The sequence below is a fragment of the Lachnoanaerobaculum sp. MSX33 genome (genome assembly GCF_000512995.1).
In the GTDB taxonomy this organism is placed as follows: domain Bacteria; phylum Bacillota; class Clostridia; order Lachnospirales; family Lachnospiraceae; genus Lachnoanaerobaculum.
In genome coordinates this window covers 72,158-90,546 of record NZ_AZXX01000089.1, presented here as the reverse complement: position 1 = coordinate 90,546, position 18,389 = coordinate 72,158, and the positions used below count along the sequence as shown (strand labels likewise).

General features: G+C 38.0%; 19 protein-coding genes. All 19 read left to right on the top strand.

Annotation, left to right across the window (positions count from 1 at the left end; genetic code table 11):
- The first annotated feature begins 15 nt into the window (after window positions 1-15).
- Entirely contained in the window at window positions 16-945 is a 930-nt protein-coding gene (gene hprK / locus HMPREF1495_RS11240) for an HPr(Ser) kinase/phosphatase (RefSeq protein ID WP_007594346.1), read from the top strand.
- A gap of 30 nt (window positions 946-975) precedes the next feature.
- Window positions 976-1,857 (top strand): UDP-N-acetylmuramate dehydrogenase, encoded by an 882-nt coding sequence (gene murB, locus HMPREF1495_RS11235; RefSeq protein ID WP_034214909.1) that lies wholly within the window; start codon window positions 976-978, stop codon window positions 1,855-1,857.
- Window position 1,858: 1 nt separating this feature from the next.
- Window positions 1,859-2,734, top strand: coding sequence for an RNase adapter RapZ (gene rapZ, locus HMPREF1495_RS11230; RefSeq protein WP_007594342.1), 876 nt, complete (start codon window positions 1,859-1,861; stop codon window positions 2,732-2,734).
- 8 nt (window positions 2,735-2,742) lie between these two features.
- Window positions 2,743-3,705, top strand: coding sequence for a DNA-binding protein WhiA (gene whiA, locus HMPREF1495_RS11225; RefSeq protein ID WP_034214869.1), 963 nt, complete (start codon window positions 2,743-2,745; stop codon window positions 3,703-3,705).
- Window positions 3,698-3,958, top strand: coding sequence for an HPr family phosphocarrier protein (locus HMPREF1495_RS11220; RefSeq protein WP_007594339.1), 261 nt, complete (start codon window positions 3,698-3,700; stop codon window positions 3,956-3,958). Before whiA ends, HMPREF1495_RS11220 begins: the two co-directional genes overlap by 8 nt.
- A gap of 212 nt (window positions 3,959-4,170) precedes the next feature.
- The gene (locus HMPREF1495_RS11215; protein ID WP_034214866.1) at window positions 4,171-4,974 is read left to right on the top strand and encodes a basic amino acid ABC transporter substrate-binding protein; all 804 of its coding nucleotides are present in this window, start codon (window positions 4,171-4,173) and stop codon (window positions 4,972-4,974) included.
- Between the two features lies 1 nt (window position 4,975).
- Window positions 4,976-5,668, top strand: a complete 693-nt coding sequence (locus HMPREF1495_RS11210; RefSeq protein ID WP_034214864.1) for an amino acid ABC transporter permease — start codon at window positions 4,976-4,978, stop codon at window positions 5,666-5,668.
- On the top strand, window positions 5,658-6,395 hold the full coding sequence (locus tag HMPREF1495_RS11205) for an amino acid ABC transporter ATP-binding protein (RefSeq protein ID WP_034214862.1): 738 nt from the start codon (window positions 5,658-5,660) through the stop codon (window positions 6,393-6,395). The genes HMPREF1495_RS11210 and HMPREF1495_RS11205 overlap by 11 nt, the downstream gene beginning before the upstream one ends.
- A 93-nt stretch (window positions 6,396-6,488) precedes the next feature.
- Window positions 6,489-7,886 (top strand): ATP-dependent Clp protease ATP-binding subunit ClpX, encoded by a 1,398-nt coding sequence (gene clpX / locus HMPREF1495_RS11200; protein ID WP_007594326.1) that lies wholly within the window; start codon window positions 6,489-6,491, stop codon window positions 7,884-7,886.
- An 8-nt stretch (window positions 7,887-7,894) separates the two neighbouring features.
- Window positions 7,895-8,374, top strand: a complete 480-nt coding sequence (locus tag HMPREF1495_RS11195; RefSeq protein ID WP_034214858.1) for a signal peptidase II — start codon at window positions 7,895-7,897, stop codon at window positions 8,372-8,374.
- A 19-nt stretch (window positions 8,375-8,393) separates the two neighbouring features.
- Window positions 8,394-9,659 (top strand): HlyC/CorC family transporter, encoded by a 1,266-nt coding sequence (locus HMPREF1495_RS11190; protein ID WP_034214856.1) that lies wholly within the window; start codon window positions 8,394-8,396, stop codon window positions 9,657-9,659.
- A complete protein-coding gene (locus HMPREF1495_RS11185) occupies window positions 9,659-10,303 on the top strand; it encodes an HAD-IA family hydrolase (protein ID WP_034214853.1) in 645 nt (214 codons plus the stop codon). The genes HMPREF1495_RS11190 and HMPREF1495_RS11185 overlap by 1 nt, the downstream gene beginning before the upstream one ends.
- Complete coding sequence (locus HMPREF1495_RS11180; protein ID WP_034214850.1) at window positions 10,297-10,617, top strand: hypothetical protein; 321 nt, start codon at window positions 10,297-10,299, stop codon at window positions 10,615-10,617. Before HMPREF1495_RS11185 ends, HMPREF1495_RS11180 begins: the two co-directional genes overlap by 7 nt.
- A complete protein-coding gene (locus HMPREF1495_RS11175) occupies window positions 10,605-11,147 on the top strand; it encodes an NUDIX domain-containing protein (protein ID WP_034214847.1) in 543 nt (180 codons plus the stop codon). Before HMPREF1495_RS11180 ends, HMPREF1495_RS11175 begins: the two co-directional genes overlap by 13 nt.
- 114 nt (window positions 11,148-11,261) lie before the next feature.
- Entirely contained in the window at window positions 11,262-12,401 is a 1,140-nt protein-coding gene (locus tag HMPREF1495_RS11170; protein WP_034214844.1) for a trans-sulfuration enzyme family protein, read from the top strand.
- A 12-nt stretch (window positions 12,402-12,413) separates the two neighbouring features.
- Window positions 12,414-13,586 (top strand): MalY/PatB family protein, encoded by a 1,173-nt coding sequence (locus tag HMPREF1495_RS11165; protein WP_034214841.1) that lies wholly within the window; start codon window positions 12,414-12,416, stop codon window positions 13,584-13,586.
- 532 nt (window positions 13,587-14,118) lie between these two features.
- Entirely contained in the window at window positions 14,119-16,377 is a 2,259-nt protein-coding gene (lon, locus tag HMPREF1495_RS11160) for an endopeptidase La (RefSeq protein ID WP_034214839.1), read from the top strand.
- A 66-nt stretch (window positions 16,378-16,443) separates the two neighbouring features.
- Complete coding sequence (locus tag HMPREF1495_RS11155; protein WP_034214837.1) at window positions 16,444-17,610, top strand: iron-containing alcohol dehydrogenase; 1,167 nt, start codon at window positions 16,444-16,446, stop codon at window positions 17,608-17,610.
- A 119-nt stretch (window positions 17,611-17,729) separates the two neighbouring features.
- Entirely contained in the window at window positions 17,730-18,239 is a 510-nt protein-coding gene (locus HMPREF1495_RS11150) for a QueT transporter family protein (protein ID WP_034214835.1), read from the top strand.
- The last annotated feature ends 150 nt before the right edge of the window (window positions 18,240-18,389 follow it).

The window sequence follows — 18,389 nt, the reverse complement described above, 5'->3', positions numbered from 1 at the left end:
ATGATAGGAGGTACTATGGGAGAAAACGTAACAATCAAGGAACTAATAAAGGATTTGAATCTGGAAAACTTCACACCGGATATAGATACGGAATCTATAATATTGAAGCATCCTGATATAAACAGACCGGCATTACAGCTGGCAGGTTTCTTTGATCATTTTGACAGTGAAAGAGTACAGATAATAGGTAATGTGGAGAATGCATTTATTCAGACATTGAATGACGAAAAGAGAAAGGAAACCTATGATAAGCTGCTTTCATATAAGGTTCCATGTGTACTATATGCAAGAGGAATAAAGCCGGATGAGGATATGATTTCTTACTGTGTACATTATGGTGTACCATGTCTCGGCATTGAACAGTCTACAACTTATATTACCGCAGAGCTTGTAAGATGGCTTAATGTACAATTGGCTCCTGTTATTTCCATACATGGTGTTTTGGTGGATGTATACGGTGAAGGAGTACTTATAACCGGAGACAGCGGTATCGGAAAGAGTGAGGCGGCTCTTGAACTTGTAAAGAGAGGTCACAGACTTGTATCCGATGACGTTGTTGAAATCAGAAAGGTGTCACAGCAGACTTTGGTAGGAACGGCACCTGATATAACCAAGCATTTTATTGAGCTTAGGGGAATAGGAATTATAGATGTAAAGGCGTTATTCGGTGTACTCAGCGTTAAGGATACCCAGTCCATCGATCTGGTAATACAGCTTGAAGATTGGGTACAAAATAAGGACTATGACAGACTCGGACTTGAGGATAATTATATAGAGTACTTGGGAAATAAGGTTGTATGTCATGTTTTACCTGTAAGACCCGGTAGAAACCTTGCAATCATTGTAGAAACCGCGGCTGTAAATCACAGACAGAAACAGATGGGATACAATGCGGCAAAGGAACTCTACAACAGAGTACAGGCAAATATAGCCGGAAAAGATTGATATTAAAATAGTAGCGGAGACAAAATGCAGATGGATTTTAAAAGTATCCTTGGTGAAAATTGCAAAACCGGTGAATTGTTAAAAAAGCATACTACTTTTAAAGTAGGAGGGGAGTGTGATTATTTTCTGACTCCCGTCACTGAGGAAGAACTGAGCCGATGTATGGATATAATAAAAAAAGAAAACTTAAAATATTATATCTTTGGAAAAGGCAGCAATATACTGGCGGATGACAAAGGCTATGACGGAGTGATTATCTCCACGGTTTGTTTAAATAACAGTATTACACATGAGGGCAATATTATAGAAGCAGGTGCCGGATTGGGACTTGATAAGATAAGTGATTATGCTATGGAAAATTCACTGACGGAATTTGAATTTGCCTGCGGTATACCGGGAAGCCTTGGCGGTGCGATAGTAATGAATGCAGGTGCATATGGCGGAGAGATGTCAAATGTACTGACGAAAGTGAAGGTGCTTTGTGCTGACGGAAGCATTAAATGGAAAGATGTTTCAGAAATTGACCTCGGTTACAGAAAAAGTAATATTTTAGCAAATAAAGAGATTGTACTGGCTGCAAAGCTTAAACTTGAGCATGGAAATAAGGATGAAATAAGAGCACAAATAGAGGATTTAAACAACAGGAGAAGTGAAAAACAGCCGCTGGAGTATCCCAGTGCAGGTTCCACATTTAAGAGACCTGAAGGGTATTTTGCAGGTAAACTTATAGATGATGCCGGACTTAGAGGCTTCAGGCTCGGAGGTGCCGCAGTATCTCAAAAACACTGCGGTTTTGTAATAAATTATGACAATGCCTCATCTGATGATATAAAGAAGCTGATAGAACATATAAAGAAAGAAGTGTGTGAAAAGTTCGGTGTAAAACTTGAATGTGAAGTAAGGATGATTTGATATGAAGATGATAATTGTAACAGGAATGTCCGGTTCAGGTAAGACTGTTGCATTAAAGATGTTTGAGGATTTCGGATATTACTGTGTCGACAATTTGCCGGTAGAACTTTTGTTAAACTTTGTAGATCTTACAATCGAATCCGAAAGAGGTATGAAGGGCATAGCTTTAGGTATCGATATCCGAAGCGGACTTAACGGATTACAGGAAGTATTTGATGAACTCAGCCATAAAAAAATCAATATGGAAATTCTCTTTCTTGAAGCGGATGATGAAACATTGATAAAAAGATACAAAGAGACAAGAAGAAATCATCCTTTAGCCGCAGAGGGCAGACTTATAGACGGAATAAATCTTGAGAGAGAAAGATTGGCATTTTTAAGAGAGAGAGCGGACAGAATACTTGATACAGGCAGATTTTTGACTAAAGAGTTGAAACAGGAACTTAAAAAAATCTATGTTGACGGAAAGTCTTTTAATAATCTTTTTGTTACAGTGCTTTCATTCGGATATATGTACGGTATACCGGATGATCCCGATCTGTTATTTGATGTAAGATTTTTACCGAACCCTTTTTACGATCAAAAGCTAAGGTTGAAAACAGGTGAAGAAAAGGAAGTTTCGGATTATGTTTTCTCAAATAATGATGCGGATATTTTTCTTGATAAGCTGGATGATATGATTAAATTTCTGATACCCAGATATATTGATGAGGGTAAGAGCGCTTTGGTAATAGGCATAGGTTGCACAGGCGGACAACACCGTTCGGTAGCTATTGCGGCGGCTCTTAAAGAAAGACTTGATAATATAGAGGGTATCGGTGTCAGACTGGAACACAGAGATATGGGCAAAAATATTTCAAGAATTTCACAAAGATAGGAGAGCGGATGACATTTTCTTCAGAAGTGAAAAATGAAATCGCAAGGATAAATCCTACGGTTAGGCATTGCATACTTGCAGAAATTTTGGCAATTGTTTACTTCATTGGTACTGTTTCTTTATCACAAAGTGGTGAATTGTCTTTAAAAATAAACACTGAATTTTCAGGACTTGCCAGAAAGTACTTTACATTAATAAAAAAAACATTTAATATAAATACAGATGTAGTAATAAGCAATAGTACTTTGGTGAAACGTAAGCGCCTGTATTCTGTAAGTATTGTAGACGCTGCAGGGGCCAAAGAGGTGCTTAAAGCTATAAAGCTTCTTAAAAATCAAGAGTTGGTAGACGATTTGCTTCTTGGCAGTAATACGGTCTTACTGAATTCATGTTGTAAAAAGGCCTTCTTTAGAGGAGCATTTCTATCCTCAGGCTCAATAACGGATCCCGAAAAAGGATATCATTTGGAGATAGTATGTTCAACTATGGAGGATGCACTTTTTTTAAAAGAATTGATGGAAGACTTGTCATTATTACCTAAAATTACTACAAGAAAAAAAGCTTATGTAGTATACATAAAGGACAGTGAGCAAATATCATTGGCACTTGGTCTGATGGAAGCACCTACATCGCTTATGAGTTTCGAAAATATTCGAATCTTAAAAGGAATGCGAAACGATGTAAATCGAAAAGTGAATTGCGAGACTGCAAATATAAATAAAACGGTTTCAGCATCACTTTCTCAACTTGAGGATATACAACTTATTAAAGAGATGATGGGACTTGATAAATTGACATCAAATCTGGAGGCGGTAGCCAATGCCAGACTGGAAAATCCTGATGCTTCATTGGTGGAACTTGGAAAAATGATTAGTCCACAGCTCGGGAAAAGTGGGGTTAATCATAGGTTGCGTAAACTCTCAAACATCGCAAGCCAGTTAAGAGAACAAGTAAGGAGAGAAAATGGTTAGGAAGTCAGTTAAGGTTGCAATTGATGCAAAAACTGAAGCCAGACCGGTAGCTATGCTAGTACAGGTGGCCAGCCAGTTTGAAAGCAGGATTTATGTGGAAAGTGGTACTAAAAAAGTAAATGCAAAAAGTATCATGGGCATGATGACATTGAAGTTTGGTGATGGCAAAGAGGTATACATATCAGCAGACGGTAATGATGAAGAACATGCCGTGAACGAGATGGAAAAATATTTAACTTCAGCAGCAGTATAAGCTGAGAAAATATATTGCATTTATTGGGTATGAAACGCTGGGATTTAGGACTCTAATTTTGTATGGACTATTATGGTTAGGATTATAACCTTATAAAAATACAGAGTTGGAGTCTTTTCCTATGTTTATTTTTAAAAATACTCTTGCATTCTTATAAAAAAGAGTGTATTATTATGCAATAGTGATTGATAAATATACAAATGGAGGATATTATGAAGAAGAAAATATTAGCATTGGTTATATCGGGATTGATGGCAACAGGTTTGGTAGCATGTGGCGGTTCAAAGACTGCCGAAACAAAGGCTGCAAATGAGAGTGCGGCAGATACAGCTTCAGGAGAAGTAAAAACTATACAGTCAGGAAAACTTATAGTGGCAACAAATGCGGAGTTTCCACCATATGAGTACCACGACGGTGATAAAATTGTAGGTATTGATATGGAGATAGCGGAAGAAGTTGCCAAGAAGCTCGGACTTGAAGTTGAAGTGGAGGATATAGCATTTGATTCCGTTATCCTTGAGGTAACATCGGGTAAAGCTGATGTAGGTATTGCAGGTATTTCAGCTACAGAGGAGAGAAAGCAGAGTGTTGATTTTTCAGATACATATACAACATCAAAGCAGCTTATCATAGTAAAAGATGATTCGACTATAGCTTCAGGTGCGGATCTTGAAGGCAAGACACTTGGTGTACAGACAGGTACTACAGGAGATATCCTGGTTAGTGATATAAAGGGTGCAACTGTTGAGAGATATGCAAAGGGTATGGATGCGGTTCAGGCACTCAGCCAGGGAAAGATAGACGCGGTAGTTATCGACAGTGAGGTGGCAAAGAAGTTTGTTGAAGAGACAAGCGGACTTAAGACTTTAGACGAGGCATATGCAGAAGAGGAATATGCCATTGCAATCAAAAAAGGTAATACAGCACTTTTAGATGCGGTTAATAAGGCACTTTCAGAGTTAAAGGCTGACGGAATAGTGGACAGCATTATTGCAAAATATATCAAGGCAAATTAATATGTTTGAAGAGTTAAAATCACAATTTATTTTAAATTTTATAACGGATAACAGATGGCTTTTACTCATAAACGGACTTGCCGTCACATTAAAGATTACATTTTTTGCTGTTATCCTTGGTTTTATACTGGGGTTTGGAGTGGCTGTTGTAAGAAATATATACGATAATACAAAGAAGTTGAAGTTTTTAAACTTCCTTTGCAATATTTATATTACAGTAATAAGAGGAACACCTGTAGTAGTTCAGCTCCTTATAATATACTTTGTTATATTCAGTTCTGTAAGAATAGATAAAAGCTTTGCCGCAATACTTGCATTCGGTATAAACTCGGGAGCATATCAGGCTGAAATATTCCGCTCAGGTATAAACTCCGTACCGAAAGGACAGATGGAAGCCGGAAGAAGTTTGGGGTTCAGCTATCCTCAGACAATGATAACTATAATAATGCCTCAGGCTATAAAGAATATATTGCCTACTCTTGCAAACGAGTTTATCGTTTTGATGAAGGAGACCTCGGTAGCAAGTTATATTGCTTTGGATGATCTTACAAAGGCGGGAGATGTTATAAGAAGCAAAACATATTCGGCAATGATGCCTTTCCTTGCGGTTGCTCTACTCTATCTTATCATGGTAATGCTGTTCAGTTATTTGGTAAAATTACTTGAGAGGAGGTTGGCTAGAAGTGGAAGGTAAAAACCTTATTGAAGTAAGAAATTTAAGCAAGCATTTTCATAAAAAGCAGGTACTTAAAGATATCTCTCTGGATATAAACAAAGGAGATGTAGTATGTCTTATCGGCCCTTCCGGTTCGGGTAAGTCAACATTTCTCAGATGCTTAAACAGACTTGAGGAAGCAAGCAGCGGTGAGATATTGTTTGAAGGCACGGACATATGTAAAAAAGATGTAAATATAGATTTACATCGTCAGAAAATGGGAATGGTTTTTCAGCAGTTTAACCTTTTTCCACATATGACAGTGCTTAAAAACTTAATTATAGCACCTATGAAGCTTCAGGGTGTTGATGAAGAGTCTGCAACGGAGTATGCCATGAGCCTTTTGGAAAAAGTAGGACTTGCGGACAGAGCAAATGAATATCCTTCAAAGCTTTCAGGCGGACAGCAGCAAAGAGTTGCTATAGTCAGAGCACTTTGCATGAAACCCGATGTAATGCTTTTTGATGAGCCTACCTCAGCACTTGATCCCGAGATGGTAGGAGAAGTGCTTACAGTTATGAAGGATCTTGCACAGCAGAAGATGACCATGGTAGTGGTAACACATGAGATGGGCTTTGCCAGAGAGGTGGCAAACAGAGTGGTTTTCCTTGATGAAGGTGAGTTTGTGGAAGAGAATGCACCTGAGGAATTCTTCACAAATCCAAAAAATGAAAGACTTAAGACCTTCCTCAGTAAGGTTTTATAAATATAAAAATGTGCCGTATTTCCCTAATATGGCACATTTTTTCTTTTTGTGCTAGAATAACATAAAACTGTTTGAAACATTAGGAATGGAAAAATGGAAGACAAGATAGATTATAATAAAAACGATAAAGACGATAAAAATAATAATTATGAAAAAATATGTTATATGTGCAGGAGACCGGAATCAAAGACCGGTACGATGATATCAATGCCCGGAGGTATAGATATCTGTCCCGACTGTATACAGAAAACTTTCAACTCTATGCAGAGTATGGATATGAGTAAGCTTACCAATATGTCAAAAATCAATATGGACGATTTAAAAAATGTGGACCTTGGCAGCTTTACAATACCGAATATGAATTTGAACCCCATACCCGAAAGAGCCAGAGTCAAGAAAAGAGATGAGAAGAGAACAGAGCCTCTTTTTACAATGAAGGATATACCTGCGCCGCATAAAATAAAAGAGATGCTGGATGAATATGTAATAGGTCAGGATCAGGCCAAGAGGATAATCTCTGTTGCAGTATACAATCATTACAAAAGAATATTTTTAGACAAGGATAAGGAAGGAACAAGAGTTGATAAGTCAAATATCCTTATGATTGGACCGACGGGAAGCGGAAAGACTTATCTGGTAAAGACACTTGCAAAACTTCTTAATGTGCCTTTGGCTATAGCCGATGCAACTTCTCTTACCGAGGCCGGATATATAGGTGATGATATAGAAAGCGTTATATCAAAGCTTTTACTTTCAGCAGGTAATGATGTGGAAAGAGCTGAATGCGGTATCGTATTTATAGATGAGATAGACAAGATTGCAAAGAAGAAAAATACCAATTCAAGAGATGTAAGCGGTGAGAGCGTACAACAGGAGCTTTTAAAACTTTTGGAAGGCAGCAAGGTGGAGGTACCTGTAGGTACAAATCAAAAGAATGTTATGGCACCTATGGAAACTGTAAACACTGATAATATACTCTTTATATGCGGTGGAGCCTTCCCTGCGCTTGATGATATTATAAAGGAAAGACTTCAAAAAAATACAAGCATGGGATTTAATTCGGATCTTAAAGATAAATATGATAATGATGAAAATCTCTATGCAAAGGTCACAAATGAGGATATAAGAAAATTCGGTATGATACCTGAATTTATAGGAAGACTGCCTGTTATATGTACACTTTCAAAGCTTGATAAAGAGGCTTTCAAAAAGATTCTTATAGAGCCTAAGAATGCTATTTTAAAACAGTATAAGCGACTTTTGGAACTGGATGAAGTGGAGCTTTCATTTGATGATGATGCGATGGATTGGATTGCCGAACAGGCTATGAAAAAGGATACGGGTGCGAGAGCACTTCGCTCCATTATTGAAGAGTTTATGCTCGATATAATGTATGAGACACCGAAGGATAAAAATATCGGTAAAGTTATTATTACAAGAGATTATTTGGAGCACAAGGGCAGTCCGAATATAGTGTTCAGAAATATATAGGAGGATATATGTTTGCTGTTTTGATACCGATACTTGCAGGTCTTGATATAGTTTTGAAATATGCAGTAAATTCAATGGACAAAAAAGAACTGCCGAGAACTTTTGCAAAAAAGATAGAAATAGATAAATTTCACAATGACGGCTTTGTATTTGGAAAGCTTAAGAAAAAGAAGAAAATAGTAAAGTATGTTCCGGTATTTATTACTTCGATACTGGTGGGAGTACTGTCTGTTTTACTTCCTAAAAAGGGAAATACTATCAGAAAGTTGTCTCTAATCCTTGTTATTGCCGGTTCTCTAAGTAATATCTTTGACAGATTTACAAGAGGCTATGTGGTGGATTATATACGCATAAAGACTAAGGGCGCCGATAAGGTGATTTTTAACCTGGGAGATATATTTATATTGCTCGGCAGTCTGATAATGCCTTTCGGAGTAAAGAAAAAAACAAAAGAAATATTGCCGGATATTGTATCCGAAGAAGAGTAATTCGATTATAGGAGAAATTTTGGAAACGAGTGACATATTACAGTTAGTCATTTTGGTATTATTATTGTCTGCTTCAGCATTCTTTTCATCTGCTGAAACAGCCCTCATGACTTCAAATAAATTAAGAATAAGAAATTTGGCGGAAAACGGTGATAAAAGAGCTGAAAAGGTTTTGGAAATCACAGCAAATACGGATAAGATGCTTTCCGCCATTTTGATAGGAAATAATATAGTAAACCTTTCCGCTTCGGCACTGTCCACAACACTTACATTAAAGATGTTCGGCAGCAGTCTGGTAGGTATTGCTACAGGTATATTGACATTCCTTATACTGGTATTCGGCGAAATAACACCTAAGAATGTAGCATCAAAGAATGCAGAGAATATTGCATTAAAATATATCGGAATTATTTCCGTATTGGTTGTTATTTTGACACCTGCAATCTATATAGTAAATAAAGTGGCAGGAATAGTTATCTCGTTATTTATAAAAAATAATGATGACAATAATATGGTGACAGAGGACGAGCTTAGAGCAATGGTGGAGGTCAGCCATGAGGACGGAGTTATTGAAAAAGAAGAAAAAAAGATGATTGTAAATGTGGTGGACTTCGGAGATACGGTTGCGGGAGATATAATGCTCCCTAGAGTCGATATGGTGATGGTGTCTGTGGAATCCTCTTATGAAGAGATACTCAAAATCTTTCGAGAAGAGAGATACACCAGAATACCGGTGTACGAAGAAAGCCCTGATAATGTTATCGGAATACTTAATGTAAAAGACTTCTTGCTGATAGAGGATAAGGAGAATTTTTCTGTAAAGGAGCATTTGAGAGAACCTCTTTATACCTATGAATATAAAAAGACTTCATCACTTATGGTGGATATGAGAAAGACAGGTGCCAATATAGTAATAGTGCTGGATGAATACGGTACAACTGTAGGACTGATTACTCTGGAAGATATGCTTGAAGAGATTGTAGGTGAAATCAGAGATGAGTTTGATGCGGATGAGGATGAAGGTATAACAAAGATTTCCGAAACGGAGTACCTTATAGACGGCTCTACAAATCTGGATGATGTCAATGACAGAATAGGACTGGAACTGAGTTCCGAGGAGTATGAGTCTATAGGCGGAATCATAATGGAGAAGCTTGGAAGACTGCCTGTAGAGGGAGAAGTTATCACATTTGACAATATTATTTTGACAGTAAAGAAAATGGATCATGCGAGAATTGAGAAGGTGGGATTGAAGTTAAAGCCTTCTTTAGTTAAGGAGCAGTAATGAAGCAAAAGCATATTTTATTTGATTTGGACGGCACTATAGTAAGGTCGGATCTCGGTATCACAAAGGGTGTACAAAAATCATTGGAGCACTTCGGTATATATGAAGATCTTGATGATTTAAAAAAGTTTGTAGGGCCTCCGATGGTTGAAAGCTATACAAATTTTTACGGATTCAGTCTGGAGCAATATAAGGAAGCACTTGATGTATTCCATGATTATTACAGAACTGTAGGTATATTTGAATGTGAGCTTTATGACGGTATAGAAGAGATGCTTGATAGTCTGTCAAAAGAATATAAGCTTTATTTGGCGACTTCAAAGCCTGAAAGAGAGGCAAGAAGAGTTATAGAGCATTTCGGACTGGACAAATATTTTACATTTGTAGGCGGCTCAGACGGAGATTTTAACACAAAGAGAGCCACAAAGACCGCAGTGATTGAGTATGTGCTTGAGACAAACAAAATAATGGACAGGGGCTTTGCTATAATGGTTGGAGACAAGAGCCATGATATAGTAGGTGCAGGTAATGCAGGTCTTAAGAGTATAGGAGTACTTTACGGTTATGGCGGATTGGAGGAGTTTGAAGGCGCAAATTACATTGTAAAGAATGTGGAAGATTTGAGAGATATGTTTTTATGTTAAAAAAAGGTGACTTGTTAAATATAGGATATTATGATTATGGCCAATATTTCACAGGAAGTCTGGAGGGCGTAAGATTCAGGCTGGGAAGAGATCCGCTTGAAAAGGTAAATTTTACGCCAAAGGATAAGAGGGGCGAGGCCAAGCTGAAACTGACAGTATGGCCTGAGCCCTTTAATTTTGACCATACTGAAGATGATAAGAAAAAAGACCGGTATTTTGATTATACAGGTGAGGGCCTTAATGAGGCGATTGAATTTTTAAACAATATGGCTGATATATTAAAGTCGGATAAGGAGAAAGCATGGGAGATATAATCAGGGAAAAAAGAGAGCTTGCCTATGAGGGGGCAATAGTAAAGGTCTATAAAGACCATATGTTGATAGACGGCAGAAAAGCCGTATGGGATTATATACAACATAACGGTGCGGCTGCGGTAGTACCTGTACTTAAAAACGGAAAGATACTTCTGGTGCGTCAGTACAGAAATGCGCTTAACAGATATACTCTTGAACTTCCCGCAGGAAAGGTTGATTCAAAGGATGAGCCCAGAAGAATATGTGCATTCAGAGAACTTGAAGAAGAGACCGGTTATAAAGTTGCTTCACCTGATGAGCTTGAGTTTTTGATAAGAATTGATACTATGGTGGCCTTCGGAGATGAGGAAATTGATATCTTTGTGGCAAAAAATCTTATTAAGAGTGAGCAGCATCTTGATGAAGATGAGAGCATTGATGTGGAAGAGTGGGCACTTGAGGATCTGGTAGATTTGATTTACAAGGGTGAATTGAAGGATTCAAAGACGGTAGCCGCCATTATCGCTTATAAGAATAAGTATAATTTATAGATATAGGCTTTCCTTATAACCAGAGCAAGAAAACATCTTATTGACCGGGAAAATATGAACTTGTAAAATATTTTCTATTGTTAATAATAGTTTTTAGAAAAGTCAGGTGAATTTATGAATATTGAAACATTATGTGTACACAGTCCAAATGAAGATACGAATGCTCATGCATACGGTGCAATGACGGTGCCGATATTCCAGACAGCTACTTTCTCTCATCCGGGAGTAGGCGAAAGTACAGGATATGACTACTCACGTCAATCAAATCCTACAAGAACGGAGCTTGAGGACTGTATAAGTGCTATGGAAGGTGCTTATGATACGGTGGCTACCTCTACCGGAATGGCGGCATGTTCTTTGGTGCTTGAGCTTTTTAATGCAGGTGATCACATAATATCTCAGGAGGATATTTACGGCGGAAGTACCAGACTCTTTAATACACTTGGAATTGACAGAGGCAGAAAATTCAGCTATGTCGATACAACAAATCCTGAGAATGTACTAAATGCAATAAATGAAAATACAAAGGCTATATTTATTGAAACACCAAGCAATCCTACAATGCTTGTTACAGATATAAGAGAGATGGCAAAGATTGCAAAGAAGCATAATCTTTTATTGATTGTTGACAATACATTTTTAAGTCCGTATTTTCAAAACCCGATAAAGCTCGGTGCGGATATTGTTATCCACAGCGGTACAAAATATATTGCAGGTCACAATGATACTTTGGCAGGTTTTGTATGCACTGCAAATGAAGAATTATCTGAAAAAATCAGATTTATGTATAAGACAATCGGTCCAAGCCTTTCACCTTTTGACAGCTTCCTTGTACTTAGAGGACTGAAAACATTGGCAGTAAGAATGGACAGAATACAGGAAAATGCATTAAAGATTGCAAATTTCCTAAAAACAAATAAAAAGGTTACAAATGTATATTATGTAGGTTTGCCTGAGCATCCGGGATATGAGATAAACAAATTCCAGTCAAGAGGCTTTGGGGGAATGATTGCATTCACAACGGATACTGCCAAAACTGCAAGAGATGCATTTGAAAAAATTGAAATAATAAAATATGCGGAAAGTCTTGGCGGAGTAGAGTCTTTGATTACCTTCCCCATGATACAGACACATGCGGATGTACCGGTAGAGGTAAGAGAGAGACTTGGAATAACAGATACATTTTTGAGACTTTCTGTCGGAATAGAAAATGTCGACGATCTGATAAAGGATCTGGAAAGAGCATTGGAATAATAAGGGGGTTATATGTACGATTTTGATAAGATCATAGACCGAAAAGGTACAGACAGCTTGAAGTTTGACTGTGCAAAGCTTAGAGGTAAAAAAGGTGACGAGCTTTCACTCTGGGTTGCCGATATGGACTTTCCTGTGGCACAGCCGATTACAGACGCTTTGCAAAGAAGAGTTGACCATGGAATCTACGGATACACGGAAGTACAGTCCGACTATTTTGAAGTGGTAAAAAACTGGTTTGTAAAGAACTTTTCATGGGAACCTAAAAAAGGTACATTAGTTAAGACACCGGGAGTGGTATATGCCATAGCAATGGCTGTAAAGGCATTTTCAAAAGAAGGAGACGGTGTTATCATACAGCAACCTGTATACTATCCTTTCAGTGAGATGATACTCAGTAATAACAGAAAGCTTATAAACTCGCCGCTTGTAATCAAAGACGGCAGATATGAGATGAATTTTGAAGATTTTGAAAAGAAGATAGTGGAAAATCAGGTAAAACTTTTCATACTTTGCTCTCCACATAATCCGGTAGGTAGGGTTTGGAGTAAGGAAGAGTTAAAAAGAATAGGCGATATCTGTATAAAGCATAATGTGGTAATCTTCAGTGATGAGATTCATGCTGATTTTGTATATCCCGGAAATAAGCATACGGTATTTGCTTCATTGGGAGAGGAGTATGCGGCAAATTCGGTAATTGCTACAGCACCAAGTAAGAGCTTTAATATAGCAGGTCTTCAGGTTTCAAATATTTTTATAGAAAATAAGAAGCTTAAAGATGCTTTTAAAAATGAGATAGTAAAATCCGGATATTCACAGATGAATACTATGGGACTTGTAGCTGCAAGAGCTGCTTATGAGTCAGGACAGGAATGGCTGGACGCTGTAAGAGAGTATATAAAGGGAAATCTCGATTTCCTTAGAGACTATTTAAAAGAGAATATTCCGCAGGTAAAACTTATAGAGCCGGAAGGCACATACCTTGTATGGGTGGATCTTAGAGAGCTTGGTCTTACCGAAGAGGAGAGAGAGGATCTGATAGTAAATAAGGCTAAACTTTGGATTGACTCGGGAGCTATGTTCGGAGTAGACGGAGAAGGATTTGAGAGATTTAATATCGCATGTCCGAGAGAATATTTGAAGATGGCACTTGACAGCTTGGCAAAGGCGATTAAAGGTCTGTAGAATAGAAGTCTTGTTTTAGAGCATAATATTAAGTTATAATGAACATGTTGTCGCACCCAATCTGGCAGCAGAAAAGGGGTGTTCATGTGGAGTATCTTATTTCCTTTTTAGTTTCTGTTATAGCAAGTATAGTTGGCTACTATATTTGCAAGTGGCTGGACAGAAATGATAGCGACAATTAGCCTAGAGTTTGCTTGTACTTAAAACAAGAAGAAAGCCCCGGGAGCTCGAACCTCCCGGGGCTTTCGTTGTGTCCATATGGAACTTATTTCCTTTGGCTATAAGAAGTATACACCAAATACAGGAAAATAGTCAAGTTAAAGCTGGAGTAAAGCTATTATGTTAAAGCTGGAGTAAAGCTATTATGTTTATTAAATTTTACAAAATCTAATTATCACTTGACGGATGAGAGTGCCAGTGATATAATTTAGCCATATAGATGGGGAGGTTGTAAACAAGCCATTGTTTCAACCTCTTTTTTATAAATTCGCTTTAGCACTCTTTGATAATAAGTGCTAATAAAGGAGGTTATATGATATTAATACCGACATATAATACGGTGGTTTTACCGGGTTCAAAAATATATTTCAGAAAAGACTATTTACAGGAGGCCGGTGTAGATAAGATATCTGTTGGCGAAAAGGTAACATTTCTCTACCTGAGAGAGCCGAAAGATAAAGATATTACAATGGAAGATATCTATCCTATAGCTGTTGCGGGACAGGTGCTGTCTGTAGATGATGAGGGTGGTGCCAACCTTGAGGCATTTAACAGAATAAATGTTGAATATATAGACTTTGATACTCAAAATGTTATTGGAGTACAAAGACCTGAGATAGATGATTTGGATCCTAATGATGCAAATGCAATGCTTGTCGGACTTAGAGATGAACTTTTAAGTTATGTTACCAAGTTTCAATGGGGACTTATGGCAAGAGGCTATGTACTGGCATGGAAGAATATGAATGAGGTGATGGTAGGACTTTCGCCTTTTATGAATATTACTCCCGAAGAAAAGTATGCTGTGCTGTCGGAGGATTCAACCAAAGCAAGGGCTGAGCTTATAGCTCAGTATGCCAGAGAGTTTATGGCTATAAATGAAGTAAGTGAAGAGGCAAAGCAGGCACAAAAAGAGCTTCATGAGAAGGCTTATAGGGAAGATGCTATCAAAAAGCAGATAAATTTCCTTCAAAAAGCCTTGGATGAGATGCATCCCGAAAACATTTCCGAAGTAAGAAAGTTTGAAGAAAAAATAGAAAACTCCGGAATGAATGAGACTGCAAGAAAAGAAGCCGACAATGTGCTCAATCGAATGAAGCAGGAGGGGAAGGACAGCCATGAGTATGGACTGCTTTACAATTATTTGGATTTTGTCACTTCCCTACATTGGAAAAAAGAAGAGCCGAAGGATATCGAGCTTGATAATGCTATGGAAGTCCTTGACAGAGAGCATTATGGACTCAAAAAGGTTAAAAAGAGAATTATAGAGCAACTTGCGGTAATGTCTTTAAATAAAAAGCAAAGCGGTTCAATACTGCTCTTTGTAGGTGCGCCGGGTACAGGTAAGACCAGTATCGGAAAGAGTATTGCAGAGGCACTTGGTAGAGAGTATGTAAGAATCTCACTCGGCGGTGTAAGAGATGAGGCCGATATCAGAGGACATAGAAGAACTTATATAGGTGCAATGCCGGGAAGAATAATGGACGGTATGAAAAAGGCAGGTACATCAAATCCTGTAATGGTACTGGATGAGATTGATAAGCTCGCATCATCATACAACGGAGATCCTGCAAGTGCACTTCTTGAAGTGCTCGATCCCGAGCAAAACAATACTTTCACAGATCACTATATGAATGTACCATATGATCTGTCAGATGTATTATTTGTATGTACCGCAAACTCTCTTGATACCATACCGGGACCACTGCTTGACAGAATGGAAGTCATCAGATTTACAGGATATACCGCACTTGAGAAGTTTTCCATTGCAAAGGATCATTTAATACCTAAGGCAAAGAAAAAGGCAGGTATCAGTGAGGACAATCTCATAATAGAGGATGAGACCATAAAAGCGCTTATAAATGGCTATACTATGGAAGCAGGAGTACGTGGATTAAAGAAGCAAATAAGTGCTCTATGCCGACATGCCGCAGTTGAGCTTGTTAAGAACAATAAAGAAATATTGGATGTAAAGCCCGAAGACCTGCAGGAATACCTTGATCAAAGACCTGTCAGACATGAGGGAATCTTAGAGAAGAAGCAGGCAGGGGTAGTTACAGGTCTTGCATGGACTGCTGTAGGTGGAGAAATACTCTTTATCGAGACAATGCTTACAAAAGGCAAGGGCAAGGTGAAAATCACAGGTCAGCTTGGTGATGTAATGAAGGAGAGTGTTGATATTGCACTCAGCCTTGTAAAGTCTATGTATCCTGAAAGCTATGAAGTATTTGAAAAAAATGATATTCATATACATGTACCGGCAGGTGCGGTACCAAAGGACGGACCGAGTGCAGGTATTACAATGACTACAGCGCTTGCATCACTTGTAAATAATATTCCGGTATCACCCGAGTATGCTATGACGGGAGAGGTTTCTCTAAGAGGAAATGTTATGCCAATAGGCGGACTTCCGGAAAAACTTATGGCTGCCGCAAGAGCGGGAATAAAGAAAGTATTTATACCTGATGAGAATAAGGATGACTTAAAAGAGGTGGCAGAGGAAGTTTTGAATGAACTTGAAATAATTCCTGTAAAAAGAGTTGAAGATGTACTGAGTATTGTATTAAAATAAAGCTAATATTATAGGGATTTTGAAAGTAAAATTCCCAGGTTGAGTATATGAAAAGTGGAGGTACATATGCTTAGTTTCAAACATGATATTCCTACCAAATTGTATTTTGGTGAGGGACAGATTAAAAGACTGGCAAAATCATTGGAGCCTTTCGGTAAAAATGTTTTGCTTGCCTATGGCGGCGGCTCAATCAAAAAGACAGGGCTTTATGATGAAGTGATAAAGATTTTAAAAGAGAATAATTTCAATATCACCGAATGTGACGGAATAGAGCCAAACCCAAGAATAACTTCAGTAAAACGTGGAGTCAAACTTTGCAAGGAGAATAATATAGATGTAATCTTGGCGGTAGGTGGAGGAAGTACCATTGATTGTGCAAAGGCAATAGCGGTAGGATATTACTATGAGGGTGATGATCTTTGGGAAATGGTAAAAACAAGTTTTAGAAGAGCAAAAGCACTTCCACTTGTAGATATACTTACACTCAGTGCAACAGGTTCGGAGTTTGATGCCGGAGGAGTAATCTCAAATCTTGATACAAATGAGAAATTGGGTGCGGTATATACATATCCTGCGGTAAGTATATGCGATCCTACATATACTTATACGGTATCACCTTATCAGACAGCCGCAGGCAGTGCGGATATAATGAGCCACATATTTGAAGTCTATTTTTCAAGAACAATGGACAGCGATTTAGCGGACGGAATAGCGGAGACTATATTAAAGTCCGTTATGAAAAACTGTAAGATTGCACTTAAAGATCCTACAAATTATTCTGCAAGAGCAAATCTTATGGCGAATTCTTCAGTAGCTTGCTCGGGAATCCCTGAGTACGGCAAGCAGGAAACAGGATGGCCATGCCATGCAATGGAGCATGAGCTCTCCGCATATTATGATATTACTCATGGAGTAGGTCTTGCTATTTTAACGGTAAGATGGATGCGCCATATTCTTAATAAAGATGCAAGTGCGACAGAGAGATTTGTAAAATTTGCAAAGAATGTAATGGGGCTTAGCGGTGATGATAGAGCGCTGGCATTTGCCGGAATAGATGCACTTGAAAATTACTTTAAAGAAACAGGTATTCCTATGACTCTTACAGAGCTTGGTATTGACGATAAGCATTTTGTGGCAATGGCTGAGCATGCAAATATCGGAGGATATTTAAAAGATGCCTTTGTAGCACTTACCAATGAGGATATAGTTGAAATCTATAAAGCATGTTTATAGTATAAAACATATGAATACCGAGAAAACACTTGATTTATTCTTTAAAATACCGTAAAGTATCTAGCGTACTTGGTGAGTTCGAAACCTTCCTCACCTAAAACAAAACTAAAGGAGAAGATATGAAAAATACCACAACAAAAATGATGGCACAGGGTGCAGTCATAGCGGCAGTATATGTAGTGCTTACACTTGCATTTGCCCCTATCAGCTTCGGTGCTATCCAGTTCAGAATTTCTGAGGCACTTTGTATTCTGCCGTTTTTTACAGTGGCGGCAATACCGGGAGTGAGTATAGGATGCCTTTTGGCAAATATACTTGGCGGAGCGGCACTTCCAGATATTATATTCGGAACATTGGCTACACTTATAGGAGCAATATTAAGCTATAGACTCAGAAGTATTTCAAAATGGTTGGTATGTGTACCGCCGATACTTGCAAACGCAATTATTATTCCGTTTGTACTGAAGTATGCTTACGGTTTACCGGACTTGATACCTTATATGATGTTTACAGTGGGTATAGGAGAAGTCCTTGCGGTAGGTGTTTTAGGTAATTTATTGATGCTTGCTCTTGAGCCGAAAAGTTCATTTATTTTCGGTCATGAAAACAAGGTCAGTCAAAAAGCTTAGAAAATAAAATTTTTTATAATGAATATCCTGACAAAGTCACAAGGACAAAATGCCTTGTATTTGTCGGGATATTTTTTTATGTAGAGATTAAATTTTTTTCAAAAAAAATTATGCATATTATTTACATTTCACTTTTTCCTGATATAATTT

Coding starts and splice junctions, on each gene's coding strand:
- HMPREF1495_RS11210 (WP_034214864.1), top strand. CDS start 4,976: ATGTTTGAAGAGTTAAAATCACAATTTATTTTAAATTTTATAACGGAT.
- HMPREF1495_RS11165 (WP_034214841.1), top strand. CDS start 12,414: ATGTACGATTTTGATAAGATCATAGACCGAAAAGGTACAGACAGCTTG.
- HMPREF1495_RS11170 (WP_034214844.1), top strand. CDS start 11,262: ATGAATATTGAAACATTATGTGTACACAGTCCAAATGAAGATACGAAT.
- HMPREF1495_RS11175 (WP_034214847.1), top strand. CDS start 10,605: ATGGGAGATATAATCAGGGAAAAAAGAGAGCTTGCCTATGAGGGGGCA.
- murB (WP_034214909.1), top strand. CDS start 976: ATGGATTTTAAAAGTATCCTTGGTGAAAATTGCAAAACCGGTGAATTG.
- HMPREF1495_RS11180 (WP_034214850.1), top strand. CDS start 10,297: ATGTTAAAAAAAGGTGACTTGTTAAATATAGGATATTATGATTATGGC.
- whiA (WP_034214869.1), top strand. CDS start 2,743: ATGACATTTTCTTCAGAAGTGAAAAATGAAATCGCAAGGATAAATCCT.
- HMPREF1495_RS11185 (WP_034214853.1), top strand. CDS start 9,659: ATGAAGCAAAAGCATATTTTATTTGATTTGGACGGCACTATAGTAAGG.
- clpX (WP_007594326.1), top strand. CDS start 6,489: ATGGAAGACAAGATAGATTATAATAAAAACGATAAAGACGATAAAAAT.
- HMPREF1495_RS11150 (WP_034214835.1), top strand. CDS start 17,730: ATGAAAAATACCACAACAAAAATGATGGCACAGGGTGCAGTCATAGCG.
- lon (WP_034214839.1), top strand. CDS start 14,119: ATGATATTAATACCGACATATAATACGGTGGTTTTACCGGGTTCAAAA.
- HMPREF1495_RS11215 (WP_034214866.1), top strand. CDS start 4,171: ATGAAGAAGAAAATATTAGCATTGGTTATATCGGGATTGATGGCAACA.
- hprK (WP_007594346.1), top strand. CDS start 16: ATGGGAGAAAACGTAACAATCAAGGAACTAATAAAGGATTTGAATCTG.
- HMPREF1495_RS11220 (WP_007594339.1), top strand. CDS start 3,698: ATGGTTAGGAAGTCAGTTAAGGTTGCAATTGATGCAAAAACTGAAGCC.
- rapZ (WP_007594342.1), top strand. CDS start 1,859: ATGAAGATGATAATTGTAACAGGAATGTCCGGTTCAGGTAAGACTGTT.
- HMPREF1495_RS11195 (WP_034214858.1), top strand. CDS start 7,895: ATGTTTGCTGTTTTGATACCGATACTTGCAGGTCTTGATATAGTTTTG.
- HMPREF1495_RS11155 (WP_034214837.1), top strand. CDS start 16,444: ATGCTTAGTTTCAAACATGATATTCCTACCAAATTGTATTTTGGTGAG.